This window comes from Paenibacillus lemnae, from assembly GCF_012933385.1.
Lineage (GTDB): Bacteria > Bacillota > Bacilli > Paenibacillales > Paenibacillaceae > Paenibacillus_AQ > Paenibacillus_AQ lemnae.
The window spans coordinates 1-16545 of the sequence record NZ_JABBPN010000030.1; the positions used below are offsets into that span (position 1 = coordinate 1).

Here is a 16545-nt window from a genome sequence, read left to right on the forward strand (position 1 = left end):
CCGAAGACGCCGGCCAGCAGCGCCTCCCGCGGCAGGCCCAGCAGCGCCAGCCGCTGGAGCGGCTCCGCCGCAAGCCGCTGCTGCGCGGCTTCCAGCGCAGCGGCGGCATGGCTGCAGGCTGCGCGCCCGCAGGAGCAGCGCGCGGCCGATCCTTCACCCGGTACGGGTGAAGGGACCGCTTCGTCCAGCCATGGGGCTGGACGGCCCTGCAGCAGGCGGTACAGCGCCTGCGGGTCGCCGCCGAGGCGGCGCAGCACGCCGTCCCGCTCGGCGGGCGACAGGACCGGCGCCATGAATACAGCCTCATGGTCCGGTTCACCCGCAAGCTTGACGCGTAATTCTCCGGGCGTTACATGCATGGATACCCGGCCTGCGGCATCCTTTCCGTTCTCCATCCCCTTACACTCCTTCCAGCAGAAATCGTGCTAGCTTCAGCCACTTTACGATATTTCACATCTATCCCTGAGCTTACATCCAATCCTGGCTCTGCAGCTCAATTAACTGCTTCAGCTCCCCATCGGACATTTCCGTCAGCCAGGTTTCCCCGGAGCCGACAACCTGCTCGGACAAGGATTTCTTTTGTTCAATCAGCTCGTCAATCCGTTCTTCCAGCGTTCCCTGGCAGATCAGCTTGTGCACCTGCACATTTTTGTGCTGCCCAATCCGGAATGCCCGGTCTGTCGCCTGATTCTCCACCGCAGGGTTCCACCAGCGGTCATAGTGAATCACATGGTTGGCCCGGGTCAAGTTCAGGCCGACGCCGCCCGCTTTGAGCGAAAGCACGAAGAAACGCGTTCCTTCGCCCTCCTGAAAATCACGGATCATATCATCTCGTTCCTTCTTCGGCACGCCGCCGTGCAGGAAAGGCGGTGCCTGACCATAACGTTTCTCCAGCATCTTCACCAGCAGACTGCCCATGCCCACATACTGCGTAAAAATCAGGGCTGACTCGCCCACATCCGCAATACTGTCCAAAATCTCGAGCAGCCGCTCCATTTTACCGGAAACTTCACTGCGGAGCGGCCGGCTCTCATCCCCCTGAAACAGCAGCGGATGGTCGCAAATTTGCTTCAGCTTGGTCAAGGAGGACAGGACCAGGCCTTTACGTGCCATCCCGGAGCTGTTCCCGAGCTGGCCCACCATTTGATCCACAATCGCCTGGTACAGCGCTCCCTGGACTTCTGTAAGCCGACAGTATGATTTCAGTTCCAGCTTCTCCGGAAGATCCTTCTGGATGTCCGGGTCACTCTTCAAACGCCGCAGCATAAACGGTGAAACAAGAGCATGCAGCTCCCGCAGCCGCTCCTGCTGGCCTTCCCCCAGCACATAACGCTGGCGAAAAGCATGAAATGTTCCCAAGTAACCCGGGTTCAAAAAGTGAAAGATCGACCACAGCTCTGCCAGACGGTTCTCCACCGGCGTACCGGTCATGGCCACCCTGTGCGGCGCGGACAGCTTCATAACACTTTGCGCCTGCTTGGTCCGATAATTTTTAATATACTGGGCCTCATCCAGAATCACGCTCGACCACTGCACAGCAGACAGATCCGGTCCATCCCGTCCAGCGAGGTGATATGTGGTGAGGACAATATCGTATTTAAGAGCCTCTTCCTGAAAAAGCTCTCCCCGAAGCCGCCGCGTCCCGTGGTGCATGTAGATGGACAGATCCGGAGCAAAACGCTGCAGCTCCCGGTGCCAGTTGCCCAAAAGAGACGTCGGACAAACAATCAGCACAGGGGATCTTTGCTGTAATGGCCCCTTTGCTCCAGGCATCCCATTCTCCGGCCGGTCCAGCAGGCAGGTAATGACCTGCACGGTCTTACCAAGGCCCATATCATCGGCCAGACAGACACCGAAACCGAGATCACGCATCACACTGAGCCACTGATAGCCCTTGACCTGATACGGACGAAGCTGGCCCTGAAGCGCATCAGGTACCGGACGTGCCGGCAGTGTACGAGGACCTTCTCCCTCAAGCAGGGAGGACAGCAGCCCCGTGCTCTCCACTTCTTCAATAAAGAGCCCCTTCCACATGCGTTCATCGTCCATATCTGCCGTAAGATGCATCCATTCAGCCAGTTCCATCTCACCCTGTTCATGACGCTTCATAAAACGCAGGACCTGGTTGATCTCTTTAAGGTCTACCTCAATCCATTCACCTCGGAACTCGACATAAGGCATATTGGCCTCAGCCAGTGCCATCAGCTCATGACGTGTCAGCTGACGGCCCCCTACGGCTGCAGACACCTCGAATGTAACCAGATGCTGCATGCCCAGAACCGGAAACGGCTGTTCGCCGCTGCCGGAATCTGTCGTCATTTTCAGCGACAGGCCGACCCTGCGTTTGCCTTCCCGGCTCCATCTTGACGGCATCTGCACCTTGATGCCTGCCCGCGTCAGTTTCGGAACCGATTCCTTCATAAAGGTTCTCAATCTCTCCAGCGGCAGCACAAATGCTTCCGGAGCCGGGCCAGTCAACCCATCCGAGACTTCAGCCGAAATATCCGAGGCCCGCCCCAACTCCATAAGCAGCTGTTCCTGGATAGAGTTATAAAGCCGGCCGCGAATCAGCTGATCCTGCTCCTCATACTGCCAAATGCTGCGTGCTGTGACCAGCAGTCCCTCGTCCTCGCGGCTGCCCGCCCAGAACGAAATGCGCCACTGATCCTGTCCTTCAGCCAGCGGAGGCTCCAGCCTTAAACCAAGGACGATGGTTCCCTGCTCGGAAGGCATTTCTTCGCCTTCTGAGAAAGGCTGTGCGGTAAGACCTGTCTCCTCCACCTCGTGCGCCAGTTCCTCGATCTCGTCCGCCACACCCTGGATTGGAATATCCCTGCTGACGGTCAGGAGGCTGTTCCACCACAGCTCACTGAGCGGGGATCTTCCCCGCCGGTAGTCTCTCAAATAGCGGGAGAGCTTGCTGCTGGAAGACCTGACGGCTTCCCTGACCTCTGCATCGATTAAAGCGGATAAAAAAGAATATAAGATCACGGCGCCCGCTTCCTCTTTGCTCCCCGGTTCCTGACCCGCAAATGCCGCGGGAACGCCGATCCCGATCGGCGGCATGCTGGAAGCCAGCTGCAGGAAGCGCTCACTGTCTTCACCGATCAGCTGCGGCTTCCACACGGCCTTCAAAACATGCATCGAAGCGCTGCGGCGCCTTCCGGCCAGCGGTACCTCGGCCGTACCTGGAGCGATCCGCCCACGAAGAAGCAGATCCAGCGCAAATCGTGCGGCTTTACACCAGAATGCCATCTCTTCCCCTGGCACAAGACCTTGACGCTTATAAAACTCCGTGTCCAAAGCCAGCAGAAACACAAAGGCATCAAGCGGCTGCAGGGCCAACCCTTCCATCGTTCTGCCGCCCAGGCTCTTCCGCTCACTCCGTCGTCCGCCTTCTGTCCCTGCCAGGGGAGACGGAAATCGCATTTCCGCAAGCCGCAGGACGGCGCTGCCGAAGGGGCGTGTTCCATCCGGGAACTGTATTTTTTTCACTGTTCTTCTCCAGGCGTCCACTCGGGGTTCTGACATTTCGCCTGAAAAACAAAAGAATGCATCTCCTAGCCATACGCCATACAGCGGTTGATTCATCGTTGTCTCCTGTCTTTTTCCTGCTTTACAGATATTATTCCTATTTTAAACCATTGCCGGTGTTTTTCAAAACCGGATCTAACTTTCATGTTTCACATCGCTGCCAATGAGGCTGCTGCAGGCACAATTCATTCTATGAATGCAGCGTGGCTGCACAGGTTTGAGAGACGGTTCAATCCATATTGCGAGAAGAGGCACTGGAAATAAGCCTGAATTTCAAGCTTATTTCTCTCATTTTTCCCGCCAAGCGGCAATTAAGACTGAAAATCAGTCTTAAAATAGCCGAAAGTCTCCCTGCATACAAGAAATGGCCGAGAATTGAAATAATAAGATTGGAAACCAAGCTTATTGAGGAAAATACTTCTTTTTCATAAGAAATAAGCTTGAAAAACAACCTTAATCTGGGCAGGGGAATGTCAGCGGATCCGTTACCGGGGATGTCACCTGGGATCTCAGCCGAATGTCATTTTGCATTTGTCCACGTACGTCATTGGGATATCACCTGATATCATCTGCAAATAACATGTTGTACCACCTGGTTTATCCCTGGACACGTCACCCATATGTCACACCCGTATCTCACTTGTTTACCCCATACATCACCCCTATCTCACCGAGCATCCCACACGTCACGTGCATGTCAACGGGCATCTCACTAGCGTGGCACCACATCTATCACCGGATATCTCACCAGGTCTTTCACCTGCATGTCGCCGGGTTTCCATCGGATGCTTCACCCGTATCTCATCACCTCATCTCTCATTGGCATCTCACCTTCACGTCAACGACCATCTCTCCTGCATCTGCCACCGGCCATCTCTCCTGCACGTCACCCCAATGCCACCCACCTGCTGCCTGCCACCTGCCACTTGCTGCCCGCTCGCTAGCACGCATCCCTAATCAGAGCCCCCACCTGCCCCGCTGCAGCAAAAAAGGATGTTCCCCGTCCATTGGACCGGAAACACCCTTCCACGTTACTTCGCCTGTAAAAGTTACTTCGCCTTCAAATCAGCCCATGCCTGGTCCAGCGCCTCAAACAGCTGGTCTTTGTTCACATTGCCTGCCACATACCCCTGCATGATGCTGCCGAACTCATTCATACCGCCGTCCGGGAATTTGTTGAATTCCCAGGACAACGCTTTGCCGTCCTGACTGTATTTCATCACATCAGTACCGAGATCACCCAGCAGCTCGCTGTTGGCTTCAATACTTTTGAAGGCCGGGATGAACTTGAAGTCTTCCGTGATATATTTCTTCCCGGTTTCGGACGTCACCAGCCAGTTCAAAAATTCCTTCGCTTCGTCCTTCATGCCGGAGTTTTTGTTCACGACCCAGTTGTTCGGCACCCCGACCGGGAGCTTGTCATTCTGTTCTGCATTGTCGTTGATCGGCATCGGAAGCAGGCCGATGTTCAGTTCCGGATTAATGCCGTCGATCTGTACTTGAGTCCAGTTGCCGTTCTGGGTCATCGCAGCTTCACCGGTTGCAAATGTCGTGATTTCCGTATTGTAATCCGTGGTCAGCGGATTTTTCTGTCCGTATTTCATCGTCAGATCAAACAGGTTGATCCACTCGTCCATGACGCCATTGCCTTTAATTGTGCCCTTTCCCTCATTCAGGCTCTTCACAAAGCCGTCCGGGTCCTCCTGATGGGCAAAGCCGATATTCAGCAGATGGTTGGCCAAAATCCAGTTCTCCTGGTACCCGTTCACAAACGGCGTGATGCCTGCTTCCTGCAGCTGCCGGGCTGCAGCTTCCAGCTCACTCAGCGTTGTCGGAAGCTCTGTGATTCCCGCCTGCTGGAACAGGTTCTTATTGTAAATAATCCCGTAGCCTTCGATCGCCATCGGCTGGCCATACAGCTTGCCATCCTTGGTCATCGGTTCTTTTGCAACGTCTACCACATCATCTACCCATGGTTGGTCCGACAAATCCTCGACTTTCTCAAACCAGGTGTCCAGGTCTCTGTAACCGCTGACATTAAACAGGTCAGGCTCATCCCCGGACGCAAATTTCGCTTTCAGCGCGGATGCATAGTCAGATCCTCCGCCAACCGTCTGGATATCCAGCTTGATGCCTGGATGTTCCTTCTCATATTCCGCTTTCATCTGATTTAATGCCTCGGCAATTTCTACTTTAAACTGAAAAATTTTCAGCGTCTTGGTGCCTTCACCACCACTGCCCGCTGTCCCTCCGCTCTCTTTGCTGCCTCCGCAGCCGGCCAGCAGTGCGGACAATGCGAGAACCATGACAAGCGCGAGTGTTCCGTATTTCTTTTTCATGGGTTGTTCCTCCCTTGGGTTGATCTGGTTAGCCCCTGTAGATTATCGTTTACTTTATCAGTATAAATAACCTTAAATCGTTATATCAGGTATGATATTGATATAAAAGGTGGATGGAATTGACCATCTTGAACACCGCCGCATCATTCACTATCCCTTGACTGCTCCTGATGTGATGCCTTCAATAATGTATTTCTGCATCAGCAGGAAGAACAGAATAATAGGCAGGATGCCCAGCACAAGCGCGGGCAGCGCCAGATCCCACTGTTTGGTATACTGTCCGAACAGCGCGAATGTCGCAATCGGAATCGTCCGCAGATGTTCAGAGGACAGGATCAGGGACGGCAGCAGGTAGTCATTCCAGATCCACAGCGTATTTAGAATAATGACCGTTACGAACATCGGCTTCATCAGCGGAAACACAATGCGGAAGAATACGCCATATGGACTTGAGCCATCTACAGTTGCGGCCTCCTCAATTTCCAGCGGAATGGACTTGGTAAAGCCGTGGAACAGAAATACACTGAGCGGTACCCCGAATCCGAGATAACAGACAATGAGTCCCGGCAGACTGTTCGTAAGCCCGATCGCTGCCGTTACTTTCACCAATGGAATCATGATCGACTGAAACGGAATAACCATCGCAGCCACAAACAAGGCGAACAACAGCCGGTTGAAGCGGCTGTCCCGCCGCACCAGCTGGTATGCAGTCATCGAACTGATGAGCGCCAGCAGCAGATTGCTGGCCACCGTTACGATCACCGAGTTCCAGAACGCGGCCGTGAAGTTAATGGTTGTCCACGCCCGGGCGTAATTTCCCCACTCCATCGCAGACGGCCATGCGGCGGAATCCCGGAGCAGGTCGCCAAACGTCTTTACCGAGTTCACGAACAGGAAATAGAACGGAATCAGAAAGATGAGCGCTGCAATGATCATGATGATTTCTGTTACAAAGGTGCCTGCACGGTATTTTCTAACGGTATCCATCAGGCTTCAACCTCCTTCCGTTTCGTAAAGCGAACCTGAAGACTTGTGATGATCGCAACGACCACGAAGAAGATCACGGCCTTGGCTGTACCTAATCCGAGCCGGTTGTTCGTAAAGGCTTCATAGTAGATGTTCATGGCCACGGATTCCGTAGAACCGAACGGACCACCTTTGGTCAGCGACAGATTCAGATCGAACATTTTGAAAGACCAGGAGATCGCCAGGAACAGACAGACCGTCACGGCAGGCATGACCAGCGGAATAATGATGCTCCGCAGGATCTGGCCCCGGCTGGCCCCGTCAATTTCAGCAGCTTCCAGAATATCCTTGGGCACATTATTGAGGGATGAGATGTAAATGACCATCAGGTAACCCGCCGTCTGCCAGACGAATACGATCACAATCGCCCAGAAAGCGGTCCCTTTTGTCCCCAGCCAGGGAAGATTGAAAAAGGCCAAATTTGTCAGATCGCCGATCGCCGCAAAGCTTTTGACAAAGATAAACTGCCAGATAAAGCCCAGCAGCAAACCGCCGATAACGTTCGGCATAAAAAACAGTGTCCGCAGCACATTCCGCGTTTTGAGCGGCTTGGTGAGCAGATAAGCCAGGAAAAACCCCAGTACATTGGTCAGCAGTACGCCAAGCACCGTAAACCGGGTCGTAAACCAGAAGGCGTCACGAAACTTGGTGTCATTGGTGAATATGGTTATAAAATTGTCCAATCCAACCCACTGGACCTGACTTGATACTCCATTCCAGTTCGTGAAGGAGTAATATAAACCGAGCAGGAATGGAATGATCATGATAAGTGCAAAAAATAGAGTGGAAGGTCCCACAAATATGAGCTGCTGAAGCAGCCTGGATGCTTTTGTCCGATTCATCCGGATCTCCCTCTTTCTGTAGTAAAGTTCATGTCTTCCATTTATTATGGGGCAGCCAACAGGCCATAAACACGGAGAATGATGAACCATTAGGTGTAATATATTGACCAGTCCGCTGCCTGTGCTCTTATCCGAGGTGACCTATGAAAACCAGAAGCATCCGTTCCCGCCTGATCCAGTTCATGCTTGCCGCGACGACGATCCCCCTGCTGCTGTCACTTATGATTACGCATATGTACACACGGGAATCCGTGCGGGATCAAACCGTCGAAGAGAATGTGCGTCTGATCTACCAGGGGAAGACCAATCTCATCAACTATCTGGATAATGTGAACCGCTCATCCTTGTCGGTATACTCCGACCCTCATTTTCTGAGCAACCTGATGCTCAGTCCAGACAATTATCGGGTGGTTGCCGAACTTTACACTACGCTGCAGTCCGTTATGAATACGAATCCGGATATTTTTCAGATCTATATGCATAATCATTTGACCGGACAGTCGACCCAGATCACAAGCAGTGTACCCCGCCGTGAATTTCGCACCGAGCCTTACGAGAAGCCGGAGCATTTTAGCCAGGGACAGGTCGCACTCGGTCCGGTCCATCCCAGTCACAGCTATGGCTTCCCGCCCCGCCCTGCGGATCTTTCCGAGCAGCATGTCATTACGTTCTACCGTGCCATCACCAATGTTCCGTCCGACAAGCAGCTGGCTCTGCTGGCTATTGATTTAAAGCTGGATACGATCATTACGATTTGTGAGCCGCTATTCGCACCGGAAGAGGAATTATTTTATCTCCTGGACGAGACAGGAAAGGTGCTGTACAGCGTGAATGAAGAAGACATTGGACGGGAATTTGGAGATAAAAAACTGCTGAGGGAAATAACGGGGAACCTGAACGGATATTATGACGGAGAACAAGCTGTAAGTATTTATGACAAGCTGGAGCTGCCTTTTGCCGGGTGGACACTGGTGAAACAGATTCCCCATCAGTCCCTGTACAAGCAGTCTACAAAGCTGACAAGCATTCAGGCTGTCATTGCTTTTGTGACACTGCTGATCGTCATCTTCGGCACCTTGTGGATTTCGATCCGAATTACGCGGCCGATCCAGCAGCTGGCCAGTTACATGAACGAGGTGCAGTCCGGCAAGCTGAATGTAGAAGTGGATGTGAACAGTCCTGATGAGATCGGAACGCTGGCCCGGCGATTCAGACAGATGATGGATACGATCAACAACCTGATTCTCCGGGAGTACCGGCTTGAGCTTGCCAACAAAACGAACCAGCTCAAGGCACTCCAGGCCCAGATCGATCCGCATTTTTTGTATAATGCCCTGCAGTCGATTGGAACACTGGCACTTCAGCACAAGGTGCCCCGCATCTATGCTCTCCTCTCTTCTCTAGCTGGACTGATGAGGTACAACATGCGGAACGGGGAATATATGGTTACGTTAAAAGATGAGATCGGGCATCTGGAGAAGTATATGGATCTGCAGCAGGAGCGTTTTGGCGACCGACTGGAAGTCGTATGGAATATTGATCCGGACGTCCTGAGCGTCCCGGTACCGAAGATGATCCTGCAGCCAGTGGCGGAAAACTATTTTAAACATGGGAAAGATTCCGCAAGCGGCTTGGCCTCTCTGTCCATTTCCGCAGGAATGGCAGGCCCGGGAAGACTGAAGGTGCAGTTGTCCAATAACGGATCCTCTGTGGATCCGAAAGAGCTGGAGCGTATTCAAGACATACTGGATGATGCCAGAGCATCCCGCGGCGAGGTATCGGAAGGAGAGCCTCTTTCCTCCATCGGACTTCAAAATGTGCTGCTTCGCCTTATTTTATACAGCGACCCTACCGCAGAGCTGAGCATCAGAAATCTCGAACCACAGGGTGTTGCTGTCACCCTTGAATTTAACGTAAGGGGTGGATAATCAATGCGAGTATTAATCGTGGATGATGAAAAGCATGTTCGGGATGCCATCCGTTTGCTGGCTGATTGGGAGAAGCATGGTATTACAGAGGTAATGGAGGCGGCAGACGGAGAGGAAGCGGTACTTGCGATTCAGCAGACACCGCCGCAGATTGTGCTCACGGATATGCGTATGCCGCGCAAGGATGGTGCTGAACTGCTGACCTGGCTCCATGCCAGCATGCCCGAGATCAAGGTAATCGTGATCAGCGGCTATGACGATTTCGATCTTGTCCGTCACACGATCCGCAGCGGAGGTCTTGATTATATTTTGAAGCCTGTGGTGCCTGAGGCTCTTGATGAAGCCCTGGGTAAAGCGGTCGAAGCGTGGCGCAAAGAGGAGGATCAAAGACTGAGCCTCACTACAAAGCTCATTGAAATGAATCAGATGAAACCCTTGTTTCTGGACCGTCTCCTTACCGATCTTACGATGATCGGAAGCGGGCAGCAGGGGCTTCTGAAACAATTTGGCCAGCAGCTTCAGCTGCCGCCGGAAATCAGAACCTGCTGCCTGGCGGTCATCTCGGATATTCATTTCGATTCGGAGCTTTTAATGAAATTCCGCAGCCGCCGTGCACTGCTCATTTTCACTTTGATTAATATTTGCATGGAACTGGTAAAGGATAAAGGTACAGCCTTCCGGCATATGGATAAGCCCGGGCTGGTGGTGATCCTGTACTGGGGAGCGCCTGACACCTTTCATTCCATTCTGGAGCGTATAAATGAAGGAATGTATACAACCCTGCGCCGTCAGGCCCATTTTGGCACAGCTCAGGCTGAAGTCTTTCCAGATGACCTTCCCCGCTCCTTGTTGAATGCAGAGCAGCGTCTCCTGCACCGGAATTTGCTGCAGAAGAATGGCTTGATTCATTCAGAACGATGCGGAGAGAGCGGGACAAGCCGCGCGCCCCGGCTTGCTTCCTATGAGGAGAAATTTCGCATGGCTGCACTGAGCGGCAGTCCAAGCAAATATGAGGCCGCGGCCGATGAATGGCTGCAGGAAGTGCGGCAGCATGCATGGCTGACACCGGAGATGCTCATCAGGTGGAATTCGGAATGGGACTGGATGCAGCAGCACTGGGCTGAACCGGGTGAGTCCCACGAGTATGTACCACTGGAGGATGATGAGATCAACCTCGATTTCCCTGTTATCCTGCCGCTGGATCGTGACGGTCTCCTCTCATGGGAAGACTGGAGGTTCCAGCTCACCGGACGGCTTGGAGCTGCCTCACGAGTTCTGACCCAGAGCCATTCCAGAGAAAATCATATCATTCATGATATCGCCCGGTATCTGGAGCACGCGTATTCGGAAGAAGTTTCTCTTCAGGATATTGCGTCCCGTTTTTTTCTGAGCCGCGAGTATATCTCCCGCAAATTCAAGCAGGAATTCGGGATGACGCTGTCTGATTTTCTGGGCCAGCTCCGCATCGGGAAAGCCAAGATGCTGCTGCTGAATCCTTCCCTGCGGATTGCAAGTGTAGCAGAAATGGTCGGGTATCAAGATGAGAAATACTTCAGTAAAGTATTTAAAAAACTGGAGGGCCAGACGCCTAATGAATATCGAAAGGCACAGTCTACATAATTAACCCTTCGGTTAAATTTATCGTGTTATGGGGATGATTTTGGGTAAAATCAATATAGAAGGAGGAGGAAGCGTAATGTATCATAAGCATCCCTATCGCTGGTGGAACGCTGCTGCGTTCGCTGCCGTGATTACCATCAATATTTTGTCCAATGCACTGCCGCTCGGCGGCAGAAACACCGGAGATATCTCCGATCAGTTTTACATTTATATCACGCCAGCCGGCTATGCGTTCTCCATCTGGTCACTCATTTATGTCCTGCTGGCCGGATTCGTTATTTACCAGCTGCGCAGAGATACCAGTTCCCGGGATTCCGTACGCGCCACCGGCATCTGGTTTATTCTATCATGTATTTTCAATATGGCCTGGCTCTTTCTCTGGCACTATCTCTACATCGAATGGTCCGTATTCGCCATGCTGCTGCTTCTGGCTTCCATCTTTGTGCTGTACCGAAAGACCAGAGGCATCTCTTCTCCAAGCCCCGGTGAACGCTGGCTGGTCAAGCTTCCCTTCAGTATCTATCTGGGCTGGGTGAGTGCCGCATTTCTGGTAAACGTCGGCATTGTCATCTACAAGAACGGCTGGTCCCCGCTTGGTCTATCGGAGCTGGGCTGGAGCATTGCCCTTCTGTGCATCGGCGTGATCCTTGCGGTTGCTATCAGCTATCCGCCTCGTGACGGAATTCTTCCGCTTGTGTTTGTCTGGGCCTATATCGCCATCGCGGTGGAGCACCGGGATGAGGGAACCATCATGCTGACCGCCTTTGTGCTGGGAGCGCTGGTATTCCTGTATGCCCTATGGCTGATGATCTTTAAACGAAGACAGCACAGTTACCGGTACTAACCTAAAAAACTGCCCTGTTCTACAGCAGATGCTGAGGCCAGGGCAGTTTTTTCTTGATTATGTTACTTGATTGCGATGACTTCGATTTCAACCAGACCGTCTTTTGGCAGGCGAGCCACTTCTACGGCACTGCGTGCCGGGTATGGTTCGGAGAAGAAACTGCCGTACACTTCATTCACCGCGGCAAAATCATTCATGTCCTTGAGAAAAACGGTCGTTTTCACAACCTGATCCAGGGTAAGTCCAGCCTCTTCCAGAATAGCCTTCACATTATTCAGCGAAAACCGGGTTTGCTCTGTAACGCCCTCTGCAAATTCGCCGGTTTCCGGATTCAAGCCAAGCTGGCCTGAAGTATACAGAAAACCTCCGGCTTCCACGGCCTGGCTGTAAGGGCCGATTGCTCCAGGCGCCTTTGTCGTGCTGATGATTTTTTTGTTCATTTAATGTACATCTCCTTTTGATGGAATTATGTCATCCCCTGATTTCCCCAAGACATGAATCACTTCGTTCGGGTATATATGAATGCCGCCGGGGCTGCTGATGGCGATCTTGATCATCGCCCGGGCTACTGTGGAAGCAGGAACCGCCCGGTAGGGAGCCAGCTTACCCCGAAAAGCAAAATCCAGCCCCTTCATCACGACTGAGGCGATATCTTCGCCGAACCGCCGCTCCTTTCGCTCTCCCAGCAGTAACGAGGGACGGAACAGGTGCATGCCCTTGAATCCCAAGGAAGACAGCTCCTCTTCTACTTCACCTTTGACCCGGCTGTAAAAAGCTTTGGCATGGGGATCAGCACCGACGCTGCTTACAGCCAGAAACTGAGGAACCTGCGCTTCCAGAGCCAAATGAGCACCAGCGAGCACATAATGCTGATCCACCTTGCGAAACTCATCCTTGGATCCAGCTTTCTTAATGGTCGTTCCCAGACAGCTGAACACACGATCTACCCCATGAAAAGCTTCCCGGTGAACAGAAAGCTTGTCCCAATCCACGGCAACCACCTTCAGCTTCGGATGCTTGAAATCCGGCGGACGCCGGACCAGGATGCGGACTTCTTCTACCTCCGGGCTGTTCAGCAGCCCGCGGGTCACCTCGTGCCCAACAAGACCTGTTGCGCCCATGACAAGACAAGTTACTCCCATCAAAAGTTCCCCCTTATCCGTAAGCTTCATTAGGAAGCAGCAAGCAGTACTTTTCTTCCCAGCGTCCATGCGGTCAGCAGCATCAGCAGTCCGACCAGAAGCTGAAATCCATAGTGCTGCATCCAGACCGGAGCATCCAGCAGCAGCTTGAATACCTGGCCGCCGATCATTGGGCCGAGAAATGCAGCCATGCCCGTAATGGCGGAATACATGGCAATGAACATCGGACGATCCCCTTTGGGCGTATCACCGATCATAAAATTAAAGGCCAGCTGATTAAATCCGCCTACACCGGCTCCAAGCAGCATGTGTGACAGCAGCAGTACTGGAATCACAGGCAGTACCGAGAGTAGGCCCCATGCCACACAGGAGGAGGCAATCAGCGGAAGTGTCCAGAACAGCAGCGTCCGGTTGCTGTATCTGGCATTCAGATTACCCCATACATAAAATCCGATCATCATAACCGCTGTCTGCGCGACGGTCATCATGGAGACGACCGAATATGTAATATTCAGTACATCCAGCATCGCGTAGGAAAAGAGCGGAACGACCAGGGTCTGAAGAAACAGCCAAGCGCCGAGAAATAATGTCGAACGGATAAACGGAGTATCTGAGAGCGGCTTGCGCACCATGGGCAGGAACCGGGTTTCTGTGGAACGTTCAAACGGCGGATCCGGGTAGAACAGGAACAAGGTCATATTGGCAGCAATCGCTACCCAGGCTATGATAAACAGAATCAGAAACCCTTTGCCGCCAGGATACCAGTCCAGCATTGTCCCTCCGAGAAACAGTACCAGAGCGCCCAGAGCATTCAGTATCGTATTGCGGATTCCAAAATAGCGTCCGCGAACCTTTGCAGGGACCATATCGCTGATCACCGAAGTCCACAGCATACCTGATACCGTACCTGCAATAAATGCAGCTGAATAAAGGGTCAGGAAGACCGGAATCCACCATTCCCGGTCAAACAGGAACGGAATCAGACCCGTTGCTCCCCAGAGCACCCGGTTTAGCAGAGTGGAAATCAACATCGCCTTCTTGCGGTAGCGGAGCCGCTGCACCAGGAAAGCTGTCAAAATCTGCAGAACGTTAAAAAATGTTGTGACAGCGAGCACAAACCCGATCATGGCAGCTTCCGCACCCAAATACAGCAGGTAACCTGTTAAAAAGGGTCCCCCCAACAGGGTCTGATAAATGACTGCCGGGACACCTTCCCAGGTCGCGGTCAAAAGATGTTTGCGCTGGCTGGACACCAGCCGCTGAGGCTTAGGTGCAACTCTTACCGCCTTGATGATGATACACTCCTTCGATGACTTCAAATGGCTGGGATAAAACTCTTATTGACCTCATTCTACACCCGGAATAGCCTCTGTCAATAAGGCAATATGTAAAATTTTAAGTTTGCATTTCAATCGCCGTTTGAACAGGGAGATACAGAGAAAACGTGCTTCCCCGGTCAGGACTGCTGACCACCTGAATATACCCGCCCAGGAGGCGGGCCAGGTCCCGGCTGATCGACAACCCGAGCCCTGTCCCTCCATACTTGCGCGTGATGGAAGCATCCCCTTGTTCAAAAGCTTCGAAGATCGACACCTGCTTGTTCTGCGGGATCCCGATCCCCGTGTCACTTACAGAAAATACAATCCAGCGCCGATCTTCCTCAGCCTGCTGTTTCATATAAACCTGCAGGACCACACTGCCTTCATTCGTAAATTTGAACGCATTGGAGAGCAGGTTTCTTAAAATTTGGTTCAAGCGGTGGGGGTCAGACACCAGAACTTCCGGCACGTCTTCGCTCAGCTTCAGCTCAAACAAGAGATTCTTCTTGGCAGCGTTCACCTCAAAAATCATATGCAGCATGAATACAATTTCCCGGATGTTCACCTCATCCATTTCGATATCCAGATGGCCTGCCTCCACTTTTGACAAATCAAGAACATCGTTGACAAGTGTCAGCAGATCATAGCCGGAATGATAGATGAGCCGCGCATACTCTGCAGTTTCCTCCTGCGTACGCCCCTCATCTCCTTCGTGAATCAGCTGGGCAAGGTTAATAATACTGTTCAGCGGCGTCCGGAGCTCGTGCGACATGTTGGCGACAAACTCACTCTTGTACTGAGAGGCAATCGCCAGCTCCTTGGCCCGTTCCTCGAGAATGATCTGGGCCCGCTCGAGCTGCTCTTTCTGCTCTGACAGCTCCTTGTTGACGACACGCAGCTGTCCTATTCTCCGGAGTTCCAGATAGAACTCATAAAATAACAGCGCACAGCCAGCACTCAGCACAATCCCCAGCGGAAATGTTACCGAAGCCACATGCAGCAGAAACTCATCGGCCGGGAGCACGCCGAACAGAGCGATGTTTAACGTATTGGCAAGATTGACGGAACCTACGACAATAAATCCTTTCAGGAATAGAGACTTCCTGCTCTTTCTGAACCATATATTCAGGCACGCACATAATATGCCCAGGATCGTCAAATTGATAAATCCGGCCACGGCCGCCTCACTAAAACCAAAAGTAAACCGCATGAGTCCAATGCCTGTACCGATCACGATCATCGGAAAGGCCCGCGGATAACCAAACGTTGCGATGATCAGCGGTACAAAGCGCAAATCAAAAATAATATTTTCGCTTAAGCGGTACCCGAAAAAAGAGCAGGCCCACCCGCCTAAAATTAATAGAAGGATAGAAATGAAGTACATCACAAACAGCGATGCACGAATGAGGAGGTATTTATAGAACAAATTAGCCAGATAGGCAGTGGTAATGAGCACAGCAGTGTTTAGTAAGAACGTTGTGAGAAAAGAGTGCATGGACCCTCCTGGGCTAAAATGTCATTTTGCGGGAAATATCATGTCGAATAAGCACTACAATTGTAGCATATTTCCAAGATTAAAAGTTTCTTTATACATGAAAAAAAGGATGCCGTGTTATAAACGGCACCCTTGCTTGGTTTAAGCCCGGTTGGCACTTTTTTTCAACAAAGGAATCCAGGACGTGAGCGGATTTCTTTCCCTGCGGAGCCATCCCGAAAATACAGAATCTTCTGCCTCTTCAGGCTGGCTTACTGAAGCCCGTACCTTGGCAGCTTCCGCTTCCGGCAAGGAGAGGATTTCTTCGTTCGTCATCATGTAATATTTCAGGTGATACGTGCTGACCGTGTCTCCTTGAAGAGTAACCACATGATCGTCGCGAATTTCAATGATTTTGCCGGTAACCACTTTGCTGTTATACATCATCATCGCCTCCCCTTACCTTGTACTCAGCTG

13 protein-coding genes and 1 pseudogene are annotated in these 16545 nt (G+C 52.2%); 3 read left to right on the plus strand and 11 right to left on the minus strand.

The features are described from left to right. From HII30_RS20285 to HII30_RS20305, 6 genes and pseudogenes are all read right to left on the minus strand, one after another. Window positions 1-395 (minus strand): annotated as a pseudogene (locus HII30_RS20285) (hypothetical protein); the annotation flags it as partial. A 73-nt stretch (window positions 396-468) separates the two neighbouring features. Further along, a complete protein-coding gene (locus HII30_RS20290) occupies window positions 469-3591 on the minus strand; it encodes a DEAD/DEAH box helicase (protein WP_169506866.1) in 3123 nt (1040 codons plus the stop codon). A 759-nt stretch (window positions 3592-4350) separates the two neighbouring features. Then, window positions 4351-4485, minus strand: coding sequence for a hypothetical protein (locus tag HII30_RS21890; protein WP_281363500.1), 135 nt, complete (start codon window positions 4483-4485; stop codon window positions 4351-4353). Between the two features lie 98 nt (window positions 4486-4583). After that, the gene (locus HII30_RS20295; protein ID WP_169506867.1) at window positions 4584-5873 is read right to left on the minus strand and encodes an ABC transporter substrate-binding protein; all 1290 of its coding nucleotides are present in this window, start codon (window positions 5871-5873) and stop codon (window positions 4584-4586) included. A 150-nt stretch (window positions 5874-6023) separates the two neighbouring features. Then, window positions 6024-6860 carry a carbohydrate ABC transporter permease gene (locus HII30_RS20300; RefSeq protein WP_169506868.1) on the minus strand — a complete coding sequence of 279 codons (837 nt, stop codon included), beginning with the start codon at window positions 6858-6860 and terminating at the stop codon, window positions 6024-6026. After that, window positions 6860-7741, minus strand: coding sequence for a carbohydrate ABC transporter permease (locus HII30_RS20305; RefSeq protein WP_169506869.1), 882 nt, complete (start codon window positions 7739-7741; stop codon window positions 6860-6862). The genes HII30_RS20300 and HII30_RS20305 overlap by 1 nt, the downstream gene beginning before the upstream one ends. Window positions 7742-7884: 143 nt before the next feature. Here HII30_RS20305 and HII30_RS20310 point away from each other — a divergent pair, with 143 nt between their 5' ends. From HII30_RS20310 to HII30_RS20320, 3 genes are all read left to right on the plus strand, one after another. After that, window positions 7885-9669, plus strand: a complete 1785-nt coding sequence (locus HII30_RS20310; RefSeq protein WP_169506870.1) for a cache domain-containing sensor histidine kinase — start codon at window positions 7885-7887, stop codon at window positions 9667-9669. A 3-nt stretch (window positions 9670-9672) separates the two neighbouring features. Further along, window positions 9673-11289: a response regulator gene (locus HII30_RS20315; protein ID WP_169506871.1), complete on the plus strand. Its 1617-nt coding sequence runs from the start codon at window positions 9673-9675 to the stop codon at window positions 11287-11289. Window positions 11290-11365: 76 nt separating this feature from the next. Continuing rightward, complete coding sequence (locus HII30_RS20320; RefSeq protein WP_169506872.1) at window positions 11366-12133, plus strand: tryptophan-rich sensory protein; 768 nt, start codon at window positions 11366-11368, stop codon at window positions 12131-12133. Between the two features lie 62 nt (window positions 12134-12195). On the opposite strand, the gene HII30_RS20325 is transcribed toward HII30_RS20320, so the two are convergent. The 5 genes from HII30_RS20325 to HII30_RS20345 form a co-directional block, all read right to left on the minus strand. Continuing rightward, window positions 12196-12573, minus strand: a complete 378-nt coding sequence (locus HII30_RS20325) for a RidA family protein (protein ID WP_169506873.1) — start codon at window positions 12571-12573, stop codon at window positions 12196-12198. Beyond that, window positions 12574-13275 carry an oxidoreductase gene (locus HII30_RS20330; protein ID WP_169506874.1) on the minus strand — a complete coding sequence of 234 codons (702 nt, stop codon included), beginning with the start codon at window positions 13273-13275 and terminating at the stop codon, window positions 12574-12576. Between the two features lie 29 nt (window positions 13276-13304). Further along, window positions 13305-14594 carry an MFS transporter gene (locus HII30_RS20335; protein WP_169506875.1) on the minus strand — a complete coding sequence of 430 codons (1290 nt, stop codon included), beginning with the start codon at window positions 14592-14594 and terminating at the stop codon, window positions 13305-13307. Window positions 14595-14670: 76 nt separating this feature from the next. Continuing rightward, window positions 14671-16089, minus strand: coding sequence for an ATP-binding protein (locus HII30_RS20340; protein WP_169506876.1), 1419 nt, complete (start codon window positions 16087-16089; stop codon window positions 14671-14673). A 141-nt stretch (window positions 16090-16230) separates the two neighbouring features. Further along, window positions 16231-16512 (minus strand): hypothetical protein, encoded by a 282-nt coding sequence (locus HII30_RS20345; protein WP_169506877.1) that lies wholly within the window; start codon window positions 16510-16512, stop codon window positions 16231-16233. Between the last annotated feature and the right edge of the window lie 33 nt (window positions 16513-16545).

Bases quoted from the DNA above. Each gene is read 5' to 3' on its own strand.
- HII30_RS20290 (WP_169506866.1), bottom strand. From the start codon at position 3,591: ATGAATCAACCGCTGTATGGCGTATGGCTAGGAGATGCATTCTTTTGT.
- HII30_RS21890 (WP_281363500.1), bottom strand. From the start codon at position 4,485: ATGCGTGCTAGCGAGCGGGCAGCAAGTGGCAGGTGGCAGGCAGCAGGT.
- HII30_RS20295 (WP_169506867.1), bottom strand. From the start codon at position 5,873: ATGAAAAAGAAATACGGAACACTCGCGCTTGTCATGGTTCTCGCATTG.
- HII30_RS20300 (WP_169506868.1), bottom strand. From the start codon at position 6,860: ATGGATACCGTTAGAAAATACCGTGCAGGCACCTTTGTAACAGAAATC.
- HII30_RS20305 (WP_169506869.1), bottom strand. From the start codon at position 7,741: ATGAATCGGACAAAAGCATCCAGGCTGCTTCAGCAGCTCATATTTGTG.
- HII30_RS20310 (WP_169506870.1), top strand. From the start codon at position 7,885: ATGAAAACCAGAAGCATCCGTTCCCGCCTGATCCAGTTCATGCTTGCC.
- HII30_RS20315 (WP_169506871.1), top strand. From the start codon at position 9,673: ATGCGAGTATTAATCGTGGATGATGAAAAGCATGTTCGGGATGCCATC.
- HII30_RS20320 (WP_169506872.1), top strand. From the start codon at position 11,366: ATGTATCATAAGCATCCCTATCGCTGGTGGAACGCTGCTGCGTTCGCT.
- HII30_RS20325 (WP_169506873.1), bottom strand. From the start codon at position 12,573: ATGAACAAAAAAATCATCAGCACGACAAAGGCGCCTGGAGCAATCGGC.
- HII30_RS20330 (WP_169506874.1), bottom strand. From the start codon at position 13,275: ATGGGAGTAACTTGTCTTGTCATGGGCGCAACAGGTCTTGTTGGGCAC.
- HII30_RS20340 (WP_169506876.1), bottom strand. From the start codon at position 16,089: ATGCACTCTTTTCTCACAACGTTCTTACTAAACACTGCTGTGCTCATT.
- HII30_RS20345 (WP_169506877.1), bottom strand. From the start codon at position 16,512: ATGTATAACAGCAAAGTGGTTACCGGCAAAATCATTGAAATTCGCGAC.